This window comes from Olleya sp. UBA1516, assembly GCF_002323495.1.
Taxonomy (GTDB): Bacteria; Bacteroidota; Bacteroidia; order Flavobacteriales; family Flavobacteriaceae; genus Olleya.
The window spans coordinates 434,432-458,318 of the sequence record NZ_DCQO01000009.1 but is presented as its reverse complement, the minus strand read 5'-3'; the positions used below and the strand labels follow the sequence as shown (position 1 = coordinate 458,318).

The 23,887-nt window shown below is 30.6% G+C and carries 19 protein-coding genes and 3 tRNA genes; 12 read left to right on the top strand and 10 right to left on the bottom strand.

Features of this window, described 5'->3' with window-relative positions; all coding sequences use genetic code 11:
• Positions 1-171: 171 nt before the first annotated feature.
• Together gyrA and B2989_RS06285 are read left to right on the top strand one after the other, a co-directional pair.
• The gene (gyrA, locus tag B2989_RS06290; RefSeq protein ID WP_292945895.1) at positions 172-2,724 is read left to right on the top strand and encodes a DNA gyrase subunit A; all 2,553 of its coding nucleotides are present in this window, start codon (positions 172-174) and stop codon (positions 2,722-2,724) included.
• Between the two features lie 32 nt (positions 2,725-2,756).
• The gene (locus tag B2989_RS06285; RefSeq protein ID WP_292945892.1) at positions 2,757-3,992 is read left to right on the top strand and encodes a tetratricopeptide repeat protein; all 1,236 of its coding nucleotides are present in this window, start codon (positions 2,757-2,759) and stop codon (positions 3,990-3,992) included.
• A 55-nt stretch (positions 3,993-4,047) separates the two neighbouring features.
• Here the strand turns inward: B2989_RS06285 and B2989_RS06280 are convergent, their stop codons facing one another.
• Both B2989_RS06280 and B2989_RS06275 read right to left on the bottom strand, forming a co-directional pair.
• Positions 4,048-4,797: a C40 family peptidase gene (locus B2989_RS06280; RefSeq protein ID WP_292945889.1), complete on the bottom strand. Its 750-nt coding sequence runs from the start codon at positions 4,795-4,797 to the stop codon at positions 4,048-4,050.
• Positions 4,798-4,806: 9 nt separating this feature from the next.
• A complete protein-coding gene (locus B2989_RS06275) occupies positions 4,807-5,985 on the bottom strand; it encodes an acetyl-CoA C-acyltransferase (RefSeq protein ID WP_292945887.1) in 1,179 nt (392 codons plus the stop codon).
• Positions 5,986-6,111: 126 nt separating this feature from the next.
• Between B2989_RS06275 and B2989_RS06270 the strand changes: the two genes are divergently transcribed.
• The 5 genes from B2989_RS06270 to B2989_RS06250 all read left to right on the top strand — a co-directional run bounded on the left by B2989_RS06270 (position 6,112) and on the right by B2989_RS06250 (position 9,417).
• Positions 6,112-8,154, top strand: coding sequence for an HD family phosphohydrolase (locus tag B2989_RS06270; RefSeq protein ID WP_292945885.1), 2,043 nt, complete (start codon positions 6,112-6,114; stop codon positions 8,152-8,154).
• A gap of 98 nt (positions 8,155-8,252) precedes the next feature.
• Positions 8,253-8,341, top strand: a tRNA-Ser gene (locus B2989_RS06265).
• Positions 8,342-8,380: 39 nt separating this feature from the next.
• Positions 8,381-8,455 (top strand) — tRNA-Pro (locus B2989_RS06260).
• A gap of 14 nt (positions 8,456-8,469) precedes the next feature.
• Positions 8,470-8,543: transfer RNA gene (locus B2989_RS06255), tRNA-Arg, on the top strand.
• Positions 8,544-9,099: 556 nt separating this feature from the next.
• On the top strand, positions 9,100-9,417 hold the full coding sequence (locus tag B2989_RS06250) for a hypothetical protein (protein WP_292945883.1): 318 nt from the start codon (positions 9,100-9,102) through the stop codon (positions 9,415-9,417).
• Here B2989_RS06250 and B2989_RS06245 read toward each other — a convergent pair.
• The 7 genes from B2989_RS06245 to tsaD all read right to left on the bottom strand — a co-directional run bounded on the left by B2989_RS06245 (position 9,414) and on the right by tsaD (position 15,430).
• On the bottom strand, positions 9,414-10,604 hold the full coding sequence (locus B2989_RS06245; RefSeq protein WP_292945880.1) for a class I SAM-dependent methyltransferase: 1,191 nt from the start codon (positions 10,602-10,604) through the stop codon (positions 9,414-9,416). The genes B2989_RS06250 and B2989_RS06245 overlap by 4 nt on opposite strands.
• Positions 10,597-11,691, bottom strand: coding sequence for an AI-2E family transporter (locus B2989_RS06240; RefSeq protein ID WP_292945877.1), 1,095 nt, complete (start codon positions 11,689-11,691; stop codon positions 10,597-10,599). Before B2989_RS06240 ends, B2989_RS06245 begins: the two co-directional genes overlap by 8 nt.
• Positions 11,692-11,717: 26 nt before the next feature.
• Complete coding sequence (locus tag B2989_RS06235) at positions 11,718-12,224, bottom strand: TrmH family RNA methyltransferase (RefSeq protein ID WP_292945874.1); 507 nt, start codon at positions 12,222-12,224, stop codon at positions 11,718-11,720.
• A gap of 113 nt (positions 12,225-12,337) precedes the next feature.
• On the bottom strand, positions 12,338-12,979 hold the full coding sequence (locus B2989_RS06230) for a DUF4159 domain-containing protein (protein ID WP_292945871.1): 642 nt from the start codon (positions 12,977-12,979) through the stop codon (positions 12,338-12,340).
• Positions 12,980-12,982: 3 nt separating this feature from the next.
• Positions 12,983-13,687 carry a 16S rRNA (uracil(1498)-N(3))-methyltransferase gene (locus B2989_RS06225; protein WP_292945868.1) on the bottom strand — a complete coding sequence of 235 codons (705 nt, stop codon included), beginning with the start codon at positions 13,685-13,687 and terminating at the stop codon, positions 12,983-12,985.
• 5 nt (positions 13,688-13,692) lie between these two features.
• On the bottom strand, positions 13,693-14,322 hold the full coding sequence (locus B2989_RS06220) for a peptidylprolyl isomerase (protein ID WP_145001613.1): 630 nt from the start codon (positions 14,320-14,322) through the stop codon (positions 13,693-13,695).
• Between the two features lie 85 nt (positions 14,323-14,407).
• Positions 14,408-15,430, bottom strand: a complete 1,023-nt coding sequence (gene tsaD, locus B2989_RS06215; protein WP_292945861.1) for a tRNA (adenosine(37)-N6)-threonylcarbamoyltransferase complex transferase subunit TsaD — start codon at positions 15,428-15,430, stop codon at positions 14,408-14,410.
• Positions 15,431-15,591: 161 nt separating this feature from the next.
• Here tsaD and B2989_RS06210 point away from each other — a divergent pair, with 161 nt between their 5' ends.
• The 5 genes from B2989_RS06210 (at position 15,592) to B2989_RS06190 (ending at position 23,504) form a co-directional block, all read left to right on the top strand.
• Positions 15,592-20,007, top strand: coding sequence for a translocation/assembly module TamB domain-containing protein (locus B2989_RS06210; RefSeq protein WP_292945858.1), 4,416 nt, complete (start codon positions 15,592-15,594; stop codon positions 20,005-20,007).
• 157 nt (positions 20,008-20,164) lie between these two features.
• Entirely contained in the window at positions 20,165-21,151 is a 987-nt protein-coding gene (pfkA, locus tag B2989_RS06205; RefSeq protein WP_145001615.1) for a 6-phosphofructokinase, read from the top strand.
• A 30-nt stretch (positions 21,152-21,181) separates the two neighbouring features.
• Positions 21,182-22,183: a type I glyceraldehyde-3-phosphate dehydrogenase gene (gene gap / locus B2989_RS06200; protein ID WP_145001616.1), complete on the top strand. Its 1,002-nt coding sequence runs from the start codon at positions 21,182-21,184 to the stop codon at positions 22,181-22,183.
• A 94-nt stretch (positions 22,184-22,277) separates the two neighbouring features.
• Positions 22,278-23,141: an N-acetylglucosamine kinase gene (locus tag B2989_RS06195; protein ID WP_292945715.1), complete on the top strand. Its 864-nt coding sequence runs from the start codon at positions 22,278-22,280 to the stop codon at positions 23,139-23,141.
• Complete coding sequence (locus B2989_RS06190; RefSeq protein ID WP_145001618.1) at positions 23,142-23,504, top strand: methylglyoxal synthase; 363 nt, start codon at positions 23,142-23,144, stop codon at positions 23,502-23,504. It abuts the gene before it with no gap.
• Here B2989_RS06190 and B2989_RS06185 read toward each other — a convergent pair.
• Complete coding sequence (locus B2989_RS06185; RefSeq protein WP_145001619.1) at positions 23,497-23,877, bottom strand: RidA family protein; 381 nt, start codon at positions 23,875-23,877, stop codon at positions 23,497-23,499. The two genes, B2989_RS06190 and B2989_RS06185, sit on opposite strands and share 8 nt — an antisense overlap.
• Positions 23,878-23,887: the final 10 nt, after the last annotated feature.

Here is a 23,887-nt window from a genome sequence, read left to right as displayed (position 1 = left end):
TGAAAGTAGTGAATATTTCAAAATAAAGCACAATTGAGTTATTAACTAAAAAGGAGTACGTAATTGTTAATAAAAAACATCAAAAAATAGACTTAAAAGGCTTACCGTTACTAATGAAAGTTTTATATTAGCGTGTTTTGAAATAATGAATAAAACTAATTAAATTTATATATGGCAGAAGGAGAAAAGGTCATTCCAATTAATATTGAAGATGAAATGAAGTCGGCTTACATTGATTATTCAATGTCAGTCATTGTGTCACGTGCTTTACCAGATGTAAGAGATGGTTTAAAACCAGTACATAGACGTGTACTTTACGGTATGCATGAACTGGGTGTTAGAGCAAGTTCCGCACATAAAAAGTCAGCAAGAATAGTTGGAGAGGTTTTAGGAAAGTATCATCCACATGGAGATACATCAGTTTATGACGCAATGGTACGTATGGCTCAAGAGTGGAGTTTACGTTACATGTTAGTAGACGGTCAAGGTAACTTTGGATCTGTGGATGGAGATAGTCCAGCTGCAATGCGTTATACAGAAGCACGTATGCGTAAGATATCTGAAGACATGTTGGCAGATATTGATAAAGAAACTGTAGATCATAAATTAAATTTTGACGATACTTTAGAAGAACCGACTGTTTTACCAACACGTATTCCAGGACTTTTAGTTAATGGAGCATCAGGTATTGCTGTAGGTATGGCTACTAATATGCCACCTCATAACTTAACAGAAGTGGTTGATGGTACAATTGCCTATATTGAAAATAATGATATTGAAATTGACGAATTAATCACACATATTAAAGCTCCAGATTTTCCAACAGGAGGTACAATCTATGGATATGATGGTGTAAAAGAGGCTTTTCATACTGGTAGAGGACGTATTGTAATGCGTGGTAATGCTAATATTGAAGAAGTTCAAGGTAGAGAGTGTATTATTGTTACAGAAATACCATACCAAGTCAATAAGGCAGACATGATTAAAAAGACTGCCGATTTAGTTAACGAGAAAAAACTTGAAGGAATAGCAACTATTAGAGATGAGTCTGATAGAAACGGTATGCGTATTGTTTACGTGTTAAAGCGTGATGCCATTCCTAATATTGTATTAAATAAACTATACAAGTATACAGCACTACAGTCTTCTTTTAGTGTAAATAATATTGCTTTAGTTAACGGTCGACCACAATTATTGAATCTAAAAGAATTGATTCACTATTTTGTTGAGCACAGACATGAAGTAGTTGTTAGACGTACAACTTATGAGTTGCGTAAAGCAGAAGAAAGAGCACATATATTAGAAGGACTTATTATTGCATCTGATAATATAGACGAAGTAATTGCTATTATTAGAGCTTCTAATAACGCAGACGAAGCAAGAAACAACTTAATAGAACGTTTTAAACTTTCAGAAATACAAGCAAAAGCTATTGTAGAGATGCGTCTACGTCAATTAACTGGTCTAGAGCAAGACAAGTTGCGTAGTGAGTATGAAGAGATAATGAAAACTATTGAAGACCTTAAAGATATTCTGGATAAAAAAGATCGCAGAATGCAAATTATTAAGGATGAATTAATAGTTGTTAAAGAAAAGTATGGAGATGAACGTCGCTCTGTAATAGAATATGCAGGTGGAGATTTAAGCATCGAGGATATGATACCTGATGCACAAGTAGTAATTACTATTTCGCACGCAGGTTATATTAAACGAACGTCTTTAACAGAATACAAAACACAAAATAGAGGAGGAGTAGGACAAAAAGCATCTACAACTAGAAATGAAGATTTCTTAGAACATTTATTTGTTGGTACAAATCACCAATACATGTTATTCTTCACTCAAAAAGGTAAATGTTTCTGGATGCGTGTATATGAAATACCAGAAGGAAGTAAAACCTCTAAAGGTAGAGCAATCCAAAACCTAATAAATATTGAGCAAGACGACAAAGTAATGGCGTTTATTTGTACTCAAGATTTAAAAGACGAAGACTACATTAATAGTCATTATGTAATAATGGCTACTAAAAAAGGTCAAGTGAAAAAGACTGCTTTAGAGCAATATTCTAGACCAAGAACTAATGGTATTAATGCTATTACTATTAAGGAGGATGACGAGTTACTAGAAGCTAAATTAACTACCGGAAACAGTCAAGTAATGATAGCACTTAAATCTGGTAAAGCCATTAGATTTGAAGAAGCTAAAACTAGACCAATGGGTAGAAATGCATCTGGTGTTAGAGGTATAACTTTAGCACATCCAAAAGATGAGGCAATTGGTATGGTAATCGTAGAAAATCCACAAGAAGAAACAGTTCTTGTAGTTTCTGAAAACGGTTATGGTAAACGTACTTATATAGATGATCCAGAAGATGGAGAAGCGGTTTATAGAATAACAAATAGAGGAGGTAAAGGAGTTAAAACCATCTCGATTTCAGAAAAAACAGGAGATTTAGTATCAATCAAAACAGTAACAGATACTGATGATTTAATGATTATAAATAAATCTGGAATTGCAATACGTATGGCTGTGGAAAGTTTACGTACTATGGGTAGAGCAACTCAAGGTGTAAAATTAATTAACCTAAAAGGAAAAGACTCAATAGCAGCAGTTGCAAAAGTAATGAAGGATGATGAAGAAGAATTAGATGAAACTTTGGAAGGTCTAGAAAACAGTACAGATGCTGAAGATGGCACAACTATTGATATTACAGAAGAAGAATAATTTTAAATTTAACAATTAATAAAAAACTAATAATGAAAAAACAATTAATTCTTGCGATAGCATTACTTGTAACAGTGTTTTCTTTTGCTCAGAAAAAAGAAGTAAAAGCTTTAGAAAAGGCAGTAAATAAAAATAATTATGCTGAAGCTAAAAGCTTAATCACGCAATTAGAACCTATGATAGGATCTATGGACGATAAATTAAAAGATAAGTATTATTTAGCTGCAGCAAATGCATATTTTGCTAACGGAACTTCTAGTGCTGAAGATGTTTTAAAAGCGACAACACTTTTAGATAAAGTAACAGCAGATAATAGTGATGTAAATGTTTTAAGACAAGATATTGAAAATGATCTATTAACTAAGGCTAATGGTTTTTTTACGACTAAAGAGTTTGGTAAAGCAGCAGTTGCTTTTGAAAATCTTTATAATGTAAATAAGGAAGAGCAAGCGTACTTATATTATGCTGCTTCTAGTGCTATTAACAATCAAGATATGGATGGTGCTTTAAAATACTATTTACAACTTAATGATTTAGGTTATACAGGTGTTGGTACAGAGTATTTTGCAACAAACAAAGCAAATGGAGAAGAAGAGATTTTAGAAAAAAATGCTAGAGATAACTACGTAAAACTTGGAACACACGAAAATCCAGGAGAAAGACAAACAGAATCTAGAGCAGGTGAAATCACTAAAAATATTGCTTTAATTTACGCTAATAAAGGCGAAAATGATAAAGCATTAGAGGCTATTGCTACAGCAAAAAAGAACAATCCTGAAGATGTCAACTTAATTATTAGCGAAGCTAATATTTATAATAAAATGGGTGATACTGCTAAGTTTCAAGAGTTATTACAAGAAGCAGCTTTAAAAGTGCCTAACGATCCTACCATCCATTATAACATTGGTGTTGTGTATATGAATAGTAATGAGATAGCAAAAGCTAGAAAGTCTTTTGAAAAGGTATTAGAATTAGATCCAAAAAACTCTGATGCTGCATTAAACTTATCAACTTCATACATAACAGAAGGGAATGCATTAATTGAGCAAATGAATAGCTTAGGAACTAGTAAAGCTGATAATTTAAAATATGACCAATTAAAAAATCAAAAAGGTCAGCTGTTTAATGATGGTGCAAATACGTTATTAAATTATATAAAAATAGATCCAAAAGCTCCAGATTCCATATACGAGCAATTGGCAAATATATATAATGCTTTAGGTGAAACTGAAAAAGCTAAAGAAGCTAAAAGCCATATTAATAAATAGTAGTATTTATTAAGTAGAATAAAAAAAGCCTTCATTTAATGAAGGCTTTTTTATGTTATATAATCTTTTTAATAACCCTAAGTTTATGGGTGTGCATTCGTTTATCAGAATTATAAATACCACTGTGATCTAAACGGTCTATTCTTACTTTACCATGAGCATGGATAATGTAATTGTCTTTCATTATAATACCAACATGCGTTATAACACCTTCGTTATTATCAAAAAAGGCTAAATCACCAGGTTCACTCTCTTCAATAAAGCTTAAAGCTTCACCTTGACTTGCTTGTTGCGAAGCATCGCGTAATAGTTTATAACCATTTAGTTTATAAACCATTTGAGTAAAACCACTACAATCAATTCCAAAAGGTGTTTTTCCTCCCCAAAGATAAGGTGAATTAAGATATTTAAATGCAGTAGAAATTATTTCAGATTTAGGATTTTGTTTATCAACATAAACACCTTCATAAGTATGGTTTAATAACGATAACCCATTTAAAGTTGAACCTAAAACAATCGTATTTAATAGCTGATTTTCGTCTTGAACAAATTCAACTAAATCAGACGATAGTTTTAGAGCTTCTAAATTTAGATTTTGATAGGATTCTTCAGTAATTTCTAAATACTGTTTATTATCAATCCAACCTTCATATTTATCATAGGCTAATCTAATCTTACTCCATTGTTTACGTTGCTCCAAAACCTTAAATAAATCGCCATATAGTACTTGCGAAACTAATTCGCTAGTATCAGATGGTTCTAATCTTAAAGGTAAAATACTTAAATTACAAATTCCGAACTGCATTTGTTGATTTTAGTGACGTTGAATAACCATAGCAGAAGCACCACCACCACCATTACATATAGCAGCAGCTCCAATTTTAGCGTCATTTTGTTCTAAAACGTTAAGTAGCGTAATTAAAATTCTAACTCCAGAACATCCAAGTGGGTGACCTAGTGATACAGCACCACCATTTACGTTAACATTAGAATCGTTTAGACCTAAAATTTTCATATTAGCTAATCCAACTACAGCAAAAGCTTCGTTAAATTCAAAATAATCAACATCTTTAAGATCGATGCCAGCTTTATTAATAGCTAATGGTAAAGCTTTAGCAGGAGCAGTTGTAAACCATTTTGGCTCTTGAGCAGCATCTGCATAACTTAAAATTGTTGCAAGAGGTGTTAAACCTAATTCTTCAGCTTTTTCAGCACTCATTAACACCACTGCACCAGCACCATCATTAATAGTAGATGCATTTGCTGCAGTTACAGTTCCATCCTTACTAAAAGCAGGTCTTAAACCAGGTATTTTATCCATTTTAACATTAGTAAATTCTTCATCTTTACTAACAATAATAGGTTCTCCACGTCTTTGTGGAACTTCAACTGGAACGACTTCGTTATCAAATTTTCCGGCTTCCCATGCAGCAGATGATCTATTGTAACTTTGTATAGCGTAGTTGTCTTGATCCTCTCTTGAAAAGTTATATTCTGTAGCACAAGCATCTGCACAAACACCCATTGCATTTTGATCGTATGCATCTACTAAACCGTCTTTTTGTAAACCATCAATTAAAGTAGCTGGACCAAATTTAGTTCCGGTTCTAGCATGAAGGTAATGCGGAATCATACTCATGTTTTCCATTCCTCCAGCAACTACTATATCATTATCACCTAAAGCAATACTTTGAGCAGCTTGCATAACTGTTTTCATACCAGATGCGCAAACTTTGTTAATAGTTGTACAAGGTACTGTATTTGGTATTCCAGCATAAATTGCAGCTTGTCTAGCTGGTGCTTGACCATTACCAGCCTGAACAACATTTCCCATTAATACTTCTTGTACTAATTCTGGTTTTAAATTTATTTTATCTAAAGCTCCTTTAATAGCTATAGCTCCTAATTTTGTAGCAGGTACAGTGCTTAAAGCTCCTAAAAAACTACCTATTGGTGTTCTAGCAGCAGAGACAATAACGACTTTTTTACTCATAATTTTTATGTAATATATTAGTCCCACGAAATTACTAATTTTTTAATAAAATTTAGGTTATTCTTGGGATTATAACTTAATAATAGGGTTATAATTTGTTACATTTGATAAACACGAGATTAAAGCATGAAAGATCAAATTAATACCATTTATAAAAACCATTCTCAGTTTTATAAGATATTATTGTTTTTAGCAACAACATTTTTAATCGTTTTTATTTTTCCAAAAAGCGGACGGTTTAAGTATAATTTTGAAAAAGGGAAACCTTGGCAAACCGAAAATTTATATGCACCTTTTAATTTTGCAATTCAAAAATCAAAGCTAAAAGTTGCAGAAGAGCAAGAGCTTATAAAAGCTCAAACCACTTATTTTTTTGATAAAAACGAAACCATTGAAGAAAAAGTAAAAAATGAATATGAAAATGCTTTTAATAAAACATTTAATGATTCAATTGGTAACTTTAATAAGTTAAAATCTAAAGGTTTAGTGATACTGAATAATCTTTATCAGTATGGTATATTAAATGAAGATCTTAAAATTAACGAAAAAAGTAACGTGGTAATTTTAGTTGATAATGTTGAAAAAAAATCTGCATTATATACTAATTTAAAAAAACAAGGAAATATAAAAGACAATATTGAAAAAGAATTGAAAGAGGAAAATTTATTTAGATATTCAAATAAATTGACAGCTTTGTTTTTTGATATCATACAATCCAACCTATCTTATAATAAAACCCTTACAGATAATGTATTACAAGAGTCTTTAGATAAGATTTCTAGTAATCGAGGTGTAATTGATAAAGGGACCTTAATAATATCAAAAGGAGAGGTGGTAAATGATGATAAATATCAAGTATTAAATTCATTATCAAAGGAATATGAGTCTCAGGTTTGGAGTAAGTCTAGCTATAATTGGATAGTTTTTGCATACACATTATTAGTTGCTTTAGCGTTATTAATGCTGTTATTATTTATTAGAAAATATAGGTTAGATGTTTATAAAAACAATACTAAAGTTACTTTTATATTTTTTAACGTCTTAATTATTGTATTACTTACTACGTTAATCATAAATTATAATTCAGAATATGTCTATTTGGTACCAATAGCAATTTTACCCTTAGTATTAAAAGCTTTTTTTGATGCCAGACTAGGTTTGTTTACACATGTAATTACTGTTTTGTTATTAGGCTCTATTGTACCAAATAGCTATGAGTATATGTTTTTACAAATAATAGCAGGTATAGTTACTATTTTAACAGTATCAGAATTATATAAAAGAGCAAACCTTTTTATATCAGTTGGACAAATTACATTGGTTTATATTATAGCTTACTTTGCTTTTTTTGTAATACATGAAGCAAGTATTGATAACTTAAAATGGGAAACCTTTGGACTATTTATATTATGCGGACTTGCAACCTTATTTGTGCAACCTTTAATTTATGTCTATGAAAAACTATTTGGTTTAGTGTCTGATGTTTCATTATTAGAATTATCCGACACCAATTCTAAACTTTTAAAAGAATTATCAAATAAAGCACCAGGAACATTTCATCACTCATTAAATGTAGCAAATTTAGCTGAAGCTTCAGCCAATGAGATTGAAGCCAATGCAATGCTAGTTAGAGTAGGTGCATTATATCATGATATAGGAAAAATGAAATCGCCAACCTATTTTACAGAAAATCAATCTTCAGGAATTAATAGTCATGATGAATTATCGCCAAAAGAAAGTGCAAAAATAATTATTAACCACGTCTTAGATGGAATTGAAATAGCTAAAAAATATAATCTACCTGATCGTGTAATAGACTTTATTAGAACGCATCATGGTACAAGTCAAGTCTATTATTTTTATATGAAAGAAAAGGCTAATAGTGAAGCTGTAAACATCGAAGATTTTACTTATCCAGGTCCAAAACCTTTTAGTAAAGAAACTGCTATTTTAATGATGTGTGATAGTGTAGAGGCAGCTTCCAAAAGTCTAAAAGAACCAACATCAAGTAAAATTGATAATTTTGTCGAAAATATCATAAATAAACAAAAAGATGACGGTCAATTTTTGAATGCTAACATAACTTTTAAAGAAATTGAATCCATTAAAAAAGTGCTAAAACGCAAGCTTGCAAATATTTACCATCTTAGAATTGAATACCCTGAATAATTTTTCAAAAAAAACAGTAAAAAATGTTGTGTAATTTAAGATGATATCTTAGATTTGCACCCGCAATTAATTGCAAAGTTCATTACAACATAATTAACGGAGAGGTGCCTGAGTGGCCGAAAGGAGCGGTTTGCTAAATCGTCGTAGGTGGAAACACTTACCCAGGGTTCGAATCCCTGTCTCTCCGCTATTATTTTCTCAAAATTTTTATTTTGATAACCTTTTTCGGGGTGTAGCGTAGCCCGGTTATCGCGCCACGTTTGGGACGTGGAGGCCGCAGGTTCGAATCCTGCCACCCCGACTTTTTATTGCTACGGGCTCGTAGCTCAGCTGGATAGAGCACCTCCCTTCTAAGGAGGCGGTCACAGGTTCGAATCCTGTCGGGCTCACTTAAAGCTTCACTAGAAATAGTGAGGCTTTTTTGTTTTATATTGATTTCTTATATTTTACTATTCTTTAAACTTTTTTAATATAGAAGTAATAATTGTAATATCATTTAATAATTAATCTTGATACCATTTTTATGGTATTATAAAAGATTCCTAAATTATCAATTAAGTACGCGTTAATTATTTTTGAAAGTTTAAATATTTAATAAATTTATTACCGACGAAAAAGGAAAGCAATATGAATAAAAAATTAGCTTACTTAAAGCTTCATTAGAAATAGTGAAGCTTTTTTTTTTAGCCCAACATAAAGTATTGGTTTTTAAGCGGTTATTTATTTAAATTGCATTTCATCGAATATTTTAAAAAAAATTATTTTGTTTCGAAATAAAGATTAATTTTGCACTCCCAAATCGCTATGTAAGCAAAAGTTTACATATAATAATTTTTATAAATGAATAACCTACTTAAATTCGTGGCATGTCTATGCCTTATTTTTTCATCAACTAGTTGTAGTCTAGAACCTTTAGAGGGTCAGAATTCTAGCAATTCTACAAAAATGAGTGATGAAATAGCAACTACTTTTTGTGATAATCAAGATCCACAATCTAGACTAATTAACAATGGAACGATAGCGTATACGTTTACAATTATAGATATTGACCAAAATGTTATTGAAATTTTAAATGTAGCTCCTGGAACTTCATCTTCTTGGTCAAGTTTTAATGAAGGAGAAACTATTTTTAGTATTGATGGGTCTGCAAACAATGTATCAGACAGTAAAGTTGTTTTAGATATGTCTACTTGTACTAAAGTAGAAATCGTAATTAACAATTTAAATGAAGTTAATGAACCAATCATTTTAACTTTAGATTAAATTTTTACTGAACTTATAATAGTTTTTGAGTTTTCGAGGATGGTGGTGAAAAATAAATAGTTTTTACCACCATCTTTAATTTTAAACTTATTTCTAATTTGAGCAACTGTTTCAGGAAAGTTTCGTGTGGTAACATTTGCTTGACTTAAATTTATTTCTTTTTTATACGATTTTTTATTGTATGGAATTGTTTTGATTATTTTAAAACGTCTTCCAGGAAATTCAATTAAATCATTACTTGTATATAAATGCGAGTGTTTGTGTAGTTTATATATGTTTTTAATACCTGCAATGCTATTAAATGCTCCTGACTTTAAAATGGCTGTATTTGGCTCGTATAGATAATTTAAAGGTTGACTGTAAGCAGGAGTAGTTTCTAATTCGTTTTTTAAATTAAAATTAAAACGCTGTGTATCTTTATTAGTAATATTTATTGTTTTGATTTCTATTTCATTATTAAAATCTTTTTCTAAAATCCATAAAAGCTCTTTTACTTCATTATTTACTGCTACACAATGAATGTGTTTTACGTTTTGTAATTCGCTAATTCCAGAGGTAATATCTAAGATTGGTGACGTTTTTATCATTATATTCTTAGAATACTGAAAAAGCATATCCAAGTTTTCTGGAACATTTGGTAAGCAATCTTTAAGTAAAAAAACTTTACCTTTAATATCATTTCTTCTTGATGGATCAATGTAAATCCAATCAACTTTTTCACCTATAGTTTTTAAAACTTCTAGGCCATCATTTGCATGAAACGTTATGTTGTTTACTTTTAACTTAGAGGAATTTTTTTCTACTATTTTAGATAAATTAGCGTTTAAATCGCAATGTATTACTGTATCTACTTTTTTTGAAAAATAGTAACAATCTACACCAAATCCTCCAGTTATATCAATGATTGATTTTCCTGAAATTAAATTAGATTTATATTGTGCTGTAACTTCTGAGGATGTTTGCTCTATATTAAGTTTAGGAGGAAAGTATATATTAGGCGTATTAAACCAAGTCGGTAATTTTTTTTCACACTTTTTTTTAGATTCAATTTGTGTGATTATATCTTGTTTTAAATTATTATCAAAGGGAATTCCTTTTAAAGCTAAATTGGCTACGTCAGAATTAATATTTTGATTAATGAATTCTTGTATTTTGGGGTCTAAAATGTCTTTATTAAAATTAGTCATCCAAGCCTTGTGTCAATTTATTTACCACCCTGTATTCTGATAAAAACTCCTTTGAAATCACTTTTATTGCTGTATAGGTTGGTACAGCTAATATCATACCTACTATACCAAAAAGTAATCCTGCTATGATTATTACTAAAAATATCTCTAAAGGATGAGAATTAACACTTTTAGAAAATATAAAAGGTTGGCTAATAAAATTATCTACAAGTTGTGCGATTATAAAACCAATCATTACATACATTGTTTTTGGTAAAATTACATCGCTAAAATTTTCACCTAAATTACTAGACATACTTAACAGGATTAGCAAAAATGCACTAATTATTGGTCCTACATATGGTATTATATTTAGTAATGCACATAGTGTTGCTATGATTACAGCGTTTTCGATTCCAAAAATTAATAGTACAATAGAGTAAATTGTAAATAATATTAATAGTTGTAATACTAAGCCTCCAAAATATCTTGTTAGTAAATCACGAATAGTTACAAACGATTTTCTTAATCTTTTTTCATGCTTTTTAGGAAGCACAGTTACTATACCTGTACTCATTAATTTGCTGTCTTTTAGGAAGAAAAAGGAAATAAAAAGTACTGAAAATAATCCTATGCTAAAGCTTCCTAATCCTGATATAAAATAGTTTAAAAATTCTGGTATAACGCCAAAATTAATTTTCGACATTATTTTAGAGTCTTTGAAAGATTCTTCCACTTCGTTTGTGCTTAAGCCAAAATGACTTATTGCTTCTTTATATAAGTTTTCGATATTAGATTGTAATAAATCTATATCTAATAAAGATAAATTTTGTCCTTGTTCTAGAATTAAAGGGATAAATAAACTAATTAACCCGAAAACAAGACTTAAAAATAATATCATGGTAGATACTACAGCCAGCGTATCGGAAAATTTTAATCTATTTTTTAAAAACACGACTAATGGTCGTCCCAACAAGGATACAACTCCAGCTATTACCAAATAAACAATTACAGATTGTATTTTATACACAAACCATATTAATAAGGCTAATCCTAATAGGACAGCACAAGCTTTTAAAATTCCGTTTGCAATTGTTCTTGAAGTCATATATGTAAATATATAATTATTGAAATTTATTTTAGCGAAAACTGTTTAGTAATTTCATATAGTGTGATACTAGTTGCTTGAACAACATTCATGCTACTATTTTGACCAAACATATTTATATGTACTATGGCATCGCTAATTTTTAAGATATCTTCGGATACTCCAAAGTTTTCATCTCCTATAATTAAAGCGATAGGTTGATTAGGATTAAATTTAACTTTATTTAATGCTTGACTATTTGTAGATATTTCTAAAGAAAGAATAAAATAATTGTTTTCCTTTAATTTGTTAACTACTTCTAATGCTGATTTATGCATTTCATAATTTACAGACTTTTCTGTAGCACGAGAAGTTTTGGTCATTTTTCGACCTAAAGGAATGTCTGTTCCACAAAATATTAATTTTTCTATACCAAAAGCATCACAAGCTCTAAACAAACTTCCAATATTTGGTGCGTTAGAAACGTTTTGACAAACAACTGTTACAGGAAATTGTTGTTGTTTAAATTTTGAATTGTAGTGTGTAAGTTGCAAATTTATGGATGCTATTTAATACCTATTAGTAAATAAAGATAATATTAGTAAAAATTAAAATGATTTAAGCTAATATAATTTAAAGTATGTAATAGAAGTTAGGCTTATTCAAATTAATTTTCAAAAGCATATTTAACAATATTAGCTCCCATTTTTAAAGCTTTAAGTCTGATGTCTTCTGGATCATTATGTACTTCTTGATCTTCCCAACCGTCTCCTAAATCACTTTCAAAAGTAAATAGTACCACTAATCTAGAGTCATGATATAATCCAAAAGCTTGTGGTCTTTTACCGTCATGCTCATGAATTTTTGGTAATCCGTCTTTAAATAAAAAAGCAGTACTAAAAATTGGATGTGTTGTTGGAAGCTCTTCTAATTCTTGATTTGGAAAAATTTGTTTTAAAGCTGCAACAACATAAGGTTGCATTCCATAATTGTCATCAATATGCAAAAAACCACCTGACTTTAAATAAATACGTAAATTTTCAGCTTCGTCATCGTCAAATATTACATTTCCATGACCTGTCATGTGTAACAAAGGAAACCTAAAAACATCACTACTTCCTGCTTCTACGGTTTCTGGTTTTGTATTTATTTTGGTATCAATATTTGCGTTACAAAACTTAATAAGGTTAGGTAGTGCTGTTGGATTACTGTACCAGTCTCCACCACCTTTATATTTTAGTATTGCTAAATCTTGACTATGTAAGAAAACAGAGAATAACAAAAATACTATTAAGTGTCTTAGTTTCATAAATTACTCGTTTATAAAAGCAATACTATGACATGCAACTATTGCTGCAGTCTCTGTACGTAACCTTGTTTCTCCCAAAGTTACAGGAATAAATTTATTCTGAATTGCCATTTTTATTTCTTTAACAGAAAAATCGCCTTCAGGTCCAATTAAAATGGTAATTTTTTTATTAGGAAGTACTTGTGATTTTAAAGATTTTTTATCGGTTTCTTCGCAATGTGCAATATAGGTATCTCCATCAAAATCTTGATTAATATAGTCTTTAAATGTTATTGGCGCATTTAAAATAGGGTAGTAGCAGCTTAAAGATTGTTTCATTGCAGATTGAATTATCTTATCAAAACGTTCAATTTTGACTACTTTTCTTTCGCTATGATCACAAATTATTGGTGTGATGCTGGTAATACCAATTTCTGTAGCTTTTTCTAAAAACCACTCGTAACGATCATTCATTTTAGTTGGTGCAACAGCTAAATGTAATTGATAATTTTTAGGCGCTTGATGTGTGGTGTTCAAAATATTTACAACACAGTTTTTTTGGTCTGCAATAGTCAACTCGGCTTCAAATAAATACCCTTTACCATTGGTAATATTAAGTAGGTCACCTGTTTTTTTACGTAATACTTTAACAATGTGCCTACTCTCGTCCTTAGGAAACGAAAATTGATTAGTATCTGGAGCTATATCTGGATTGTAAAATAATTGCATATCACTTATTTTGCGATTACCTTTAAAACTTTAATTTCCTTAATCTTTTTAATTCTTTCGGTTTTTAAAATAATATAAAAACCATTGCTTTCTTCAACTCTTACAGTATAAAGGGTGTCTAGTTTATTATCTAAATTAAAGGCTTGTTCTTCGACTTCTAAAGGCATTTTTCCTTCTTTTAGCCATCCAGAATCTCCACCACGTTTAGCGTTTTTATCCATAGAATAACGCTTTGCTAAATCGTCAAAACTTATACCTTCTTCAAAAGATTTAAATATTTCATTTTTATATTGTACAATTTGTGTCGCATCAAGCGTGTTACCATCAAAATAGATATAACTAATACGGTAATGTCTCTCGTCTGTTTTATCTATAACCTTGTAGTGTGTTGTATTAAATTCCGATTTAACGACCTCTGTACCACCAACACTAGTGTTCATTAATTTTGTAGCCAGTTTGGTTTTGTGCTTTTCTTCGTTAAAAATTAAAATTTTATTTTTTCTAGATTTTTTACTTACCAAAAATTTTTCAGCTTGTTCTACCGTTACAATAGTATCTAATTCTTTTTCTAAATCTTTTTGAGCATATATAGAAACAGTTAGTAAGCAAATAGTAAGTTTAATAAGGGTTTTCATTTTTTGTAAAGGAATTTTAATTTCAACAAAAAAACAAAATTAAAGTTTAAATGAAGATAAATTATTGCTTTTAGTACTATCGCAATTATATTTTAAGTCTAGAGTTGGCCATAACATTTTGTTCTGCAAAGTCACCATCTAAAAATTTTAGGTAGCCAACAATAGCTATCATTGCTGCATTGTCTGTGGTAAATTCAAATTTAGGCACGTAGGTTGTCCAACCATGCTTGGTTTCGGCATCTTTTAACGCTTGTCTAATTCCGCTATTTGCAGATACACCACCACCTATGGCAATATGTTTAATATCTGTTAATTTAACTGCTTTTTTTAACTTGTCTGTCAGAATACCAATTATAGTATATTGTATAGATGCACAGATGTCGTTAAGGTTTTCTGCTATAAAATTAGGGTTAAGTTTAACTTGTTTTTGGATAAAGTACAATACAGCAGTCTTAAAACCTGAAAAACTAAAATTAAGTCCATCCACTCTAGGTTTAGTAAAAGGGAAGGCTTTAGGGTTACCTAGTTTTGCAAGTTTGTCTATTTGTGGACCAGCAGGATATCCTAATCCTAATATTTTACCACTTTTATCAAAAGCTTCTCCAACAGCATCATCAATAGTTTCTCCAATAACTTCCATATCAAAGTAATGTTTGACTTTTACAATCTGTGTGTGTCCTCCAGAGATAGTCATGGCTAAAAATGGAAATGGAGGCTTTTTAAAACCGTCCTCTTCAATAAAATGCGCCAATATATGTGCTTGCATATGGTTTACATCAATTAAAGGGATATCTAATCCAAAAGCTAAGGATTTTGCAAACGATGTACCTACAAGTAGGCTACCCATTAATCCTGGGCCTTTTGTAAAAGCAATAGCACTAAGTTGGTCTTTAGTAATTCCTGCTTGCTTTAAAGCTTGATCTACTACAGGGACAATATTTTGTTGATGCGCTCTAGAGGCTAATTCTGGTACAACACCACCATAGGCTTCATGTATTTTTTGACTGGCAATAACGTTGCTTAATATTTTTCCGTTTAGGATTACAGAAGCAGCTGTATCATCACAAGAACTTTCAATTCCGAGTATATAAATATTTTGTGAAGTCATTAGTTATTTTTAGGCATAATAATTGTTAATTTTGATGAAATGTTTAACAACTCAATTACATTTGTTATAATAATTACAAAAGTAAGGTATTCCGTATAATTTTTAACTTTAAAAGCAATATCAAAAAAATTCTCAAAATAATAGGTAAACTGATAGCTATCTTGCTATTGTTATTCGTCATTGTGGTGTTAGTTCTATCTATTCCTGCGGTTCAAACGCGTTTAGGTAAATCTGCCACTAATTGGGTAAATGAGCAATATAAAACTAATATTAATATAGAAAAGATTGGTTTACAGTTTAATGGAGAAGTTGAGATTAAAGGCGTATTAATTAGAGATTATAAAAAGGATACATTAATTAGTGCAAGCCAGCTAAATACATCCATAGTTAATTTTAAAAATTTATATAAAGGAAAATTAAATTTTGCAGATATTGATTTAGAAGATTTAATTTTTAATATCGTTACTTATAAGGACGAAACAGATACTAATCTTGATGTTTTTGTTGCTAGATTTGACGACGACAATCCTAGACCAGAAAAAAGCACCTTTTTATTATCCTCTAGTGATGTAACAATTTCTAACGGAACGTTTAATTTTATAAACTATAATAAGGAGACACCAGAGATACTAAATTTTCATGGTATAAATTTAAATGGAACCAATTTTGTAATTGATGGTAGTGATGTCAAAACCAGAATAAATACCATGCAATTTGTAGATAGTCGTGGTTTAAAATTAGAAAATCTAACCTCTAATTTTTCGTATACTTTATCTCAAATGCGTTTTGACGACTTAAATTTAAAAACACCACAGTCTTATCTGCAAGGAGATTTAATATTTAGTTATAACAGAGCAGATTTTAAAGAGTTTGAAGACAAAGTTAAAGTAGAGGCTAATTTTACAGAAGGAAGCGTTTTATTAGACGAATTAAATGTGTTTTACAACGAATTTGGTATAAACCAAAGAGCAGATTTTTCGACAAAATTATATGGCACACTTAACAATCTAACTGCGCAAAATTTAAAATTAGAGACCAGTCGAAACACTAAAATTTACGGAACACTTAATTTTAAAAACCTATTTAATGCTGAAGATAATAACTTTGCTATGCAAGGTGATTTTGAAAATTTGTCTTCTAATTATAAAGACTTAAAAGCATTGTTACCTAATGTATTAGGACAATCAATACCAACCATATTTGATAAGTTAGGAAACTTTAAGGTGGTTGGAAACACTAATATTACAACACAAAAGATAAAAGCAGATCTAGAGATAAGCACCTCTTTAGGTTACGTAAATTCCAATTTAGAGATGTCTAACATTGATAATATTGATTATGCATCCTATAAAGGTAATATTATTTTGGACGAGTTTAATTTGGGTAAAATGTTAGACGATCCCAATTTAGGTAACACCTCGTTAAATGTAGATGTTGATGGTGTTGGTTTTAAAAAAGAAAATTTAAAAACTCAACTAAAAGGTGACATTTACAGTATAAATTATAACAAATATACTTACCAAGGTATTGTAGTTAATGGTCAATACAAACAAAGTAAGTTTAATGGTAAATTAGTTGCTAACGACAAAAATTTACAACTAGAGTTTAATGGATTAGCAGATTTATCTAAAAATGTTAGAACTTTTGATTTTGAAGCCAAAGTTGAGTATGCCAACTTAAAAGCACTTAATTTTTATAACAGAGACCAACAATCAGAGTTTAAAGGTATAGTGGACATGAAAATGACTGCTAATAATATCGATGATGCATTTGGTAGTATCAATTTTAAAAATACAGTGTATAAAAATGAGAACGACACCTATACATTTAAGGATTTTGCTATTAGTTCAGAGTTTTTGGACAACGAGCGATTTATTAAAGTAAACTCTCCAGAAATTGTGGAAGGACAACTAAAAGGAAACTTTAAATTTAATGACTTAGGGCTACTTTTTGAAAATTCGCTTAAAAGTATTTACACCAATTACGTTCCTAATAAAATCAAGGGTAATCAATATGTAGACTTTAATTTTAAAATTTATAATAAAATTATTGAAGTCTTTTTACCAGAAGTAGAAGTAGGCGCAAACACTTTTATTAAAGGTCGTGTAGAGAGTAACGAAAAAGCATTTAAACTAACGTTTAAATCTCCTAAGATTAAATTGTTAGACTATTTTGCAGATGCAATTGAGGTGCAAGTAGATAATAATAACCCTTTATTTAATACTTACGTAGAAGTTGATAGCGTGTACACCAAGCACTACAGCGTGTCCAAATTTAACTTAATTAACGTGACTTTAAATGATACTTTGTTTATGAGATCAGAGTTTAAAGGAGGTAAACGTAATGACGATTTTTATAACTTAAGTTTTTATCATACTATCAATAAAGATAACCAATCTGTAGTTGGTTTTAAAAAGAGTGATGTTACTTTTAAAGGTAATAAATGGTATGTTAATGAAGAAAAAAACAAGTTAAATAAAGTAATATTTGACAGAGATTTTAAAGATTTTAAAATTGAGGAGTTAGTTATGAATCATGAAAATGAAGAAATTAAACTAGCCGGAACTATAAAAGACTCAACTTACAAAGACATAAAATTAAATTTTAAAGATGTCGATTTAAATAAAATTGTTCCCGATTTTGATGGTCTTACCTTAGCAGGTAATATTAATGGTAATCTTGATGTTTTACAACAAAACGGAAACTATTTACCAAATTCTGCAATAACCATTGATAATTTAGAAGTCAACGACACTTTTTTAGGATCTTTTGATGCTAAAATTACAGGTAACGCTACATTATCTAATTACATTGTAGATGCCAAGATTAAGGATGATGACACCAATTCATTTACAGCAAAAGGTAATATAAATATTGCTGCAGATGATGCCTATATTGATGTGGATTTGGATTTCAATAAATTCAGTTTAAAAATACTTAACCCTTTCCTAGAAGGTGTTTTAAGCGATATCAGAGGAGATGTTTTTGGAACAGCTAAAGTGGTAGGTAGTTTAGATAAACCTAATTTTAACGGACAATTAAATATAGATAAAGGTGGATTAGGTGTGCCTTATTTAAATGTAGATTATGCTTTTCAAGATAAAGCTTCTGTAACTTTAAAAAATCAAAGTTTTATATTTAATACCATAAATATTACAGATACAAAAGAAGACTCAAAAGGTGTTTTAGACGGAAGTATTAGTCATACTAATTTTTCAAATTGGAAATTAGATTTAAACCTAGAAACACAACGTTTATTAGTATTAGATACTAAAGAAACAGAAGAGTCTTTATATTATGGTACAGGATTTATTGGTGGATCAGCCTCAATTTTTGGACCAACAGAGAGTTTAAGCATCAATGTTATTGGTGAAACTAAAAAAGGTACAGTCTTTAAAATACCATTAAATGATAACGAGTCCTTTGGTGATAATTCAATCATTCATTTTTTAAGTCCAGAAGAAAAGCAAGCCAAAAAAGAAGGTATTGTTTTGGAAAATCAAACAGACACTGGTTTAGATTTAAACTTTGAATTGGATGTAACCGAAGAAGCTGAAATAGAAATAGTAATCGATAAAAGTTCTGGTAGTACAATTAAAGGACGTGGTGTTGGTGGTTTATTAATTGAAATAAATACCAATAATAAATTTAATATGTATGGTGACTTTGTGGTTTATGAAGGCGTTTACAACTTCTTTTATGGAGGCGTTATTCAGAAAAAATTTATTGTAGAGCCATATACAAGTACACTAGCATGGAATGGTAAGCCATTAGACGCTATAATAAACATTGAGGCTAAATATTTAACACGTGCCAATCCATCACCATTATTAGATAGTCCAATTAATAGAAGCATTCCTGTAGAGCTTACTTTAGCTTTATCTGATCGATTAGAAAGACCAGAAATTAACTACCAATTTGACTTTCCAACAACAAGTTCGACTATTAAATCAGAGCTTGATTATAGGCTTGATACAAATGAAGAAAAAGAAAGTCAAGCCTTATTTTTAATTGCAACTGGTGCGTTTAGTAGTGGATTAAACGATATTAATTTTACGGGAACATTAACTGAGCGATTAAATGGATTAGTTAATAACCTATTATCTAGTGGTGACGGTAAATTTGATATTGGTGTAAATTTTGAAGCTGGAACCAATAACCCAGAATATCAAACAGACAATCGTGTTGGTCTAACATTGCAAACCAAAATATCTGATCGTGTATTAATTAATGGTAAGGTTGGTGTTCCTGTTGGTGGTTTAGGTGATTCTGTTATTGCAGGAGACGTTCAAGTAGACTTTTTATTAAACGAAGAAGGTACACTTACCGCAAAAGTGTTTAATCGCGAAAACAGTATCAGAAACTTTGGAGAAGAAATTGGATACACACAAGGTGTTGGTTTATCTTATAGTGTCTCGTTTGATACTTTTGGCGAATTAATGCGAAAAATTTTCAACCCTTCAAAAGTAGACGAAGAGGATAACGAAGGTGTTATTTTGGAGGACGAAACTCCAGAAAAAAAATCTGAAAACAATGCTCCCTTTCCTCAAAATATGATTATCAAAGAAGAGGAATAACAGATTATCAATTCTGTATTTTTCTTCATTTAACAGCCTGTATTTTATTAAGTTATTAACGAAAACGTTATAGTTTTGCGCTTATTGCAAAATTTTGTTAAAAGCGATGTCATATATAATATTTGTTTAGTAATTTTACTTTGATAATAAAAAATACATGTCAAAAACCATAAAAAAAATAGCTGTAATGACTTCTGGAGGAGATGCTCCAGGGATGAATGCAGCCATCCGATCTGTAGCCAGAACTTGTGCATACTATAACATAGAATGTGCAGGAATATATCGTGGCTATGAAGGAATGATAGAAGGAGACTTCAAAGAATTAACAGCACGTAACGTAAAGGGTATTATTAATAAAGGTGGTACTGTTTTAAAATCGGCAAGATCTAAAGAGTTTCGTACTAAAGAAGGACGTCAAAAAGCATACAATGCTCTAAAAGAAGCAAACATTGATGCCTTAGTAGTAGTAGGTGGTGATGGTACATTTACAGGAGCCCTAATCTTTAATCAAGAATTTGATTTCCCAGTAATGGGAATACCAGGAACTATAGATAATGATATTTATGGTACATCACATACATTAGGTTATGATACTGCTTTAAATACGGTTGTAGAAGTTATTGATAAGATTAGAGATACAGCAAGTTCTCATAACAGACTATTTTTTGTCGAGGTTATGGGTCGTGACGTTGGGCATATTGCATTAAATGTTGGTGTTGGAGCAGGAGCAGAAGAAATTTTAATCCCTGAAGAGGATTTAGGTTTAGATAGATTGTTAGAGTCTTTAAGACGTAGTAAATTATCTGGTAAATCGTCTAGTATTGTAGTCGTAGCTGAAGGTGATAAAATTGGTAAAAATGTTTTTGAACTTAAAGATTACGTTGAAGAAAACATGACAGAATATGAAGTGCGTGTATCTGTATTAGGTCACATGCAACGTGGTGGATCTCCTTCATGTTTTGATCGTGTTTTAGCAAGTAGAATGGGTGTTAAGGCAGTAGAAAGTCTTCTAGAAGGTAAATCTAATTACATGGTTGGATTGTTAAGCGATACTATACAATTAACGCCTTTAGAACAAGCTGTAAAAGGAAAATCAAAAATTAACGAAGAATTGATACGTGTGTCAGATATCATGACCACATAATATAAACTGATTACAAATAAAAAAAATAATATGTCAACATTAAAATTAGGAATTAACGGATTTGGTAGAATTGGTCGTATCGTATTTAGAGCGACAGTAAAACGTAGTGACGTAGAGGTTGTTGCAATTAACGATTTATTAGATGTAGATCACTTAGCTTACTTATTACAATACGATTCTGTACACGGAAGATTTGATGGTACTATCGAAGTAAAAGACGGAAACCTTGTTGTTGACGGAAAAACGATTCGTATTACAGCAGAAAAAGATCCAAAAAACTTAAAATGGGATCAAGCAGGAGCAGATGTAGTTGCAGAATGTACAGGTATTTTTACAACTTTAGAAACAGCTAACTACCATATTGAAGGTGGTGCTAAAAAAGTAGTAATCTCTGCACCAAGTAAAGATGCACCAATGTTTGTTATGGGTGTAAATGACGATAAATTAACTGCAGCTGATACAATCGTGTCTAACGCGTCTTGTACAACTAACTGTTTAGCGCCAATCGCTAAAGTAATTGAAGATAACTTTGGAATAGAAGAAGCTTTAATGACTACAATTCACGCAGCAACGTCTACACAATTTACTGTGGATGCACCTTCACGTAAAAATTACCGTTTAGGTCGTAGTGCATTAAATAATATTATTCCAACATCTACAGGAGCTGCAAAAGCAGTAGGAAAAGTAATTCCAGAATTAGATGGTAAATTAACTGGTATGGCTTTTAGAGTACCAACAGTTGATGTATCTGTAGTAGATTTAACGGTTAGAACTAAAAAAGAAACATCTTTAGAAGACATTAAAGCAGCTATGAAAAAAGCTTCGGAAGGTGCCATGAAAGGTGTTTTAGGTTATACTGAAGATGCAGTAGTGTCTCAAGATTTTGTTAGCGAAGTGCAAACAAGTGTTTTTGATGCAGACTCTGCAATCGAGTTAAACTCTAAGTTTTTCAAATTAGTATCATGGTATGATAATGAGTTTGGATATTCTAATAAATTAGTTGACTTAGCTCAAAAAATTAATACACTATAATACGTGTAACATTATGTAATTTAAGCACAGTAAATAGATTTTATTAATCTTTTTTACTGTGCTTTTTTTTATCTTACCATAAATATTTCAAAATATGATTTTAGTTGTTGATAGTGGCTCTACAAAATGTGATTGGATAGCAGTTGATAAAAACGGAAACCAATTATTAGAAAAAATTCGTACTAAAGGTTTAAATCCTGCAATACTAAGCGAAAAGAAAATAAAAAAAATCTTAAAAAATAGTCCTGCATTAAAGGATAATCAAGAGGTTGTAACGCATGTTTTTTTTTATGGAGCAGGTTGTGGTACAGAAAAACCAAGACTAATGTTAAAAGTTATTCTGCAAGAGTTTTTTCCAAATGCAGATGTTTTAGTGGACGAGGATACTATGGCTGCAGTTTATGCAACCATTAATAATCCAACAGAAGCTGCTGTAGTTTGTATTTTAGGAACAGGATCTAATTGTAGTTATTTTGATGGTAATAAATTACACCAACGTGTTAAATCATTAGGATATAGTATTATGGATGATGCTTCAGGAAACTATTATGGTAAAGAGTTGTTACGCGACTATTACTACAATCATATGCCAGAAGATATCAGAATTGCATTTGCAGATAAGTTTAACCTTGAGGCCGATTATATTAAATACAATTTATACAAACAGCCTAATCCAAATGCCTATTTAGCGCAATTTGCTGAGTTTATGATTTTAAACAAAGATTCTAAATATATAGTAGAATTAATAAAATCAGGAATAAGACGTTTTGCTAAAAATATGATTTTGCAATATAAGGAAGAATTAAAAACGGTTCCTGTACATTTTGCTGGGTCTATAGCGTTTTTCTGTCAAAAAGAAATCAAAGCAGTTGCTGAAGAGCTAAATTTTAAAGTAGGAAATTTTGAAAGAAGGCCAATTGAAGGTTTGGTTGCCTTTCATACCAATAATATTAAATAAATGGAGATAGCTATAATTGCACACGATGGTAAAAAAGCTGAAATGGTTCAGTTTTTAAACGAACATAAAAAGATATTACTTCAAAAAGAAATCTCTCTAATATCTACAGGAACTACTGGTAAAAAAGTTAAAAAAGCAGGTTTTGAAGTGTTAAGGATGTTGTCAGGACCAATGGGTGGAGACGCACAAATAGCAGCTAGAGTAGCAGAGGGTAAATGCCATATGGTATTGTTTTTTAGAGATCCTCTAGAAAAACATCCACATGAGCCTGATGTATTAATGTTGATGCGTCTTTGTGATGTGCACGATGTACCTTTAGCTACAAACTTAGCAACTGCAGAGCTTTTAATTAAAGCTATTTAACAGCAATCATACTAATTTCTACATTAACAAACTTAGGCAGGTTAGCAACTTCTACTGTCTCTCTTGCAGGAGCAGTTTCATCTTTAAAATAAGTACCATAAACTTCATTTATTTGTGCAAAGTTATGCATGTCACTTATAAATATTGACGTTTTTATAACGTGCTCAAAAGTCATGTCTGCAGCTTCTAATACTGCTTTCATATTTTCCATGACTTGTTTTGTTTCTGTTTTAATATCATCCATGACAAGCTCTCCTGTCTCAGGATGTAAAGCTATTTGTCCAGAAGTGTATAACGTATTGCCACTTAAAACTGCTTGATTGTAAGGTCCAATTGGAGCAGGTGCTTTTGATGTTGTAATTATCTTTTTCATAAAAGTAAAG

What these genes read in the sequence shown, in the direction of transcription:
- B2989_RS06225 (WP_292945868.1), bottom strand. Translation starts at nt 13,687, where the DNA reads ATGCAATTATTTTACAATCCAGATATAGCTCCAGATACTAATCAATTT.
- pfkA (WP_145001615.1), top strand. Translation starts at nt 20,165, where the DNA reads ATGTCAAAAACCATAAAAAAAATAGCTGTAATGACTTCTGGAGGAGAT.
- tsaD (WP_292945861.1), bottom strand. Translation starts at nt 15,430, where the DNA reads ATGACTTCACAAAATATTTATATACTCGGAATTGAAAGTTCTTGTGAT.
- B2989_RS06220 (WP_145001613.1), bottom strand. Translation starts at nt 14,322, where the DNA reads ATGAAAACCCTTATTAAACTTACTATTTGCTTACTAACTGTTTCTATA.
- B2989_RS06190 (WP_145001618.1), top strand. Translation starts at nt 23,142, where the DNA reads ATGGAGATAGCTATAATTGCACACGATGGTAAAAAAGCTGAAATGGTT.
- B2989_RS06230 (WP_292945871.1), bottom strand. Translation starts at nt 12,979, where the DNA reads ATGAAACTAAGACACTTAATAGTATTTTTGTTATTCTCTGTTTTCTTA.
- gap (WP_145001616.1), top strand. Translation starts at nt 21,182, where the DNA reads ATGTCAACATTAAAATTAGGAATTAACGGATTTGGTAGAATTGGTCGT.
- B2989_RS06275 (WP_292945887.1), bottom strand. Translation starts at nt 5,985, where the DNA reads ATGAGTAAAAAAGTCGTTATTGTCTCTGCTGCTAGAACACCAATAGGT.
- gyrA (WP_292945895.1), top strand. Translation starts at nt 172, where the DNA reads ATGGCAGAAGGAGAAAAGGTCATTCCAATTAATATTGAAGATGAAATG.
- B2989_RS06270 (WP_292945885.1), top strand. Translation starts at nt 6,112, where the DNA reads ATGAAAGATCAAATTAATACCATTTATAAAAACCATTCTCAGTTTTAT.
- B2989_RS06280 (WP_292945889.1), bottom strand. Translation starts at nt 4,797, where the DNA reads ATGCAGTTCGGAATTTGTAATTTAAGTATTTTACCTTTAAGATTAGAA.
- B2989_RS06185 (WP_145001619.1), bottom strand. Translation starts at nt 23,877, where the DNA reads ATGAAAAAGATAATTACAACATCAAAAGCACCTGCTCCAATTGGACCT.
- B2989_RS06285 (WP_292945892.1), top strand. Translation starts at nt 2,757, where the DNA reads ATGAAAAAACAATTAATTCTTGCGATAGCATTACTTGTAACAGTGTTT.
- B2989_RS06245 (WP_292945880.1), bottom strand. Translation starts at nt 10,604, where the DNA reads ATGACTAATTTTAATAAAGACATTTTAGACCCCAAAATACAAGAATTC.
- B2989_RS06240 (WP_292945877.1), bottom strand. Translation starts at nt 11,691, where the DNA reads ATGACTTCAAGAACAATTGCAAACGGAATTTTAAAAGCTTGTGCTGTC.
- B2989_RS06195 (WP_292945715.1), top strand. Translation starts at nt 22,278, where the DNA reads ATGATTTTAGTTGTTGATAGTGGCTCTACAAAATGTGATTGGATAGCA.
- B2989_RS06250 (WP_292945883.1), top strand. Translation starts at nt 9,100, where the DNA reads ATGAGTGATGAAATAGCAACTACTTTTTGTGATAATCAAGATCCACAA.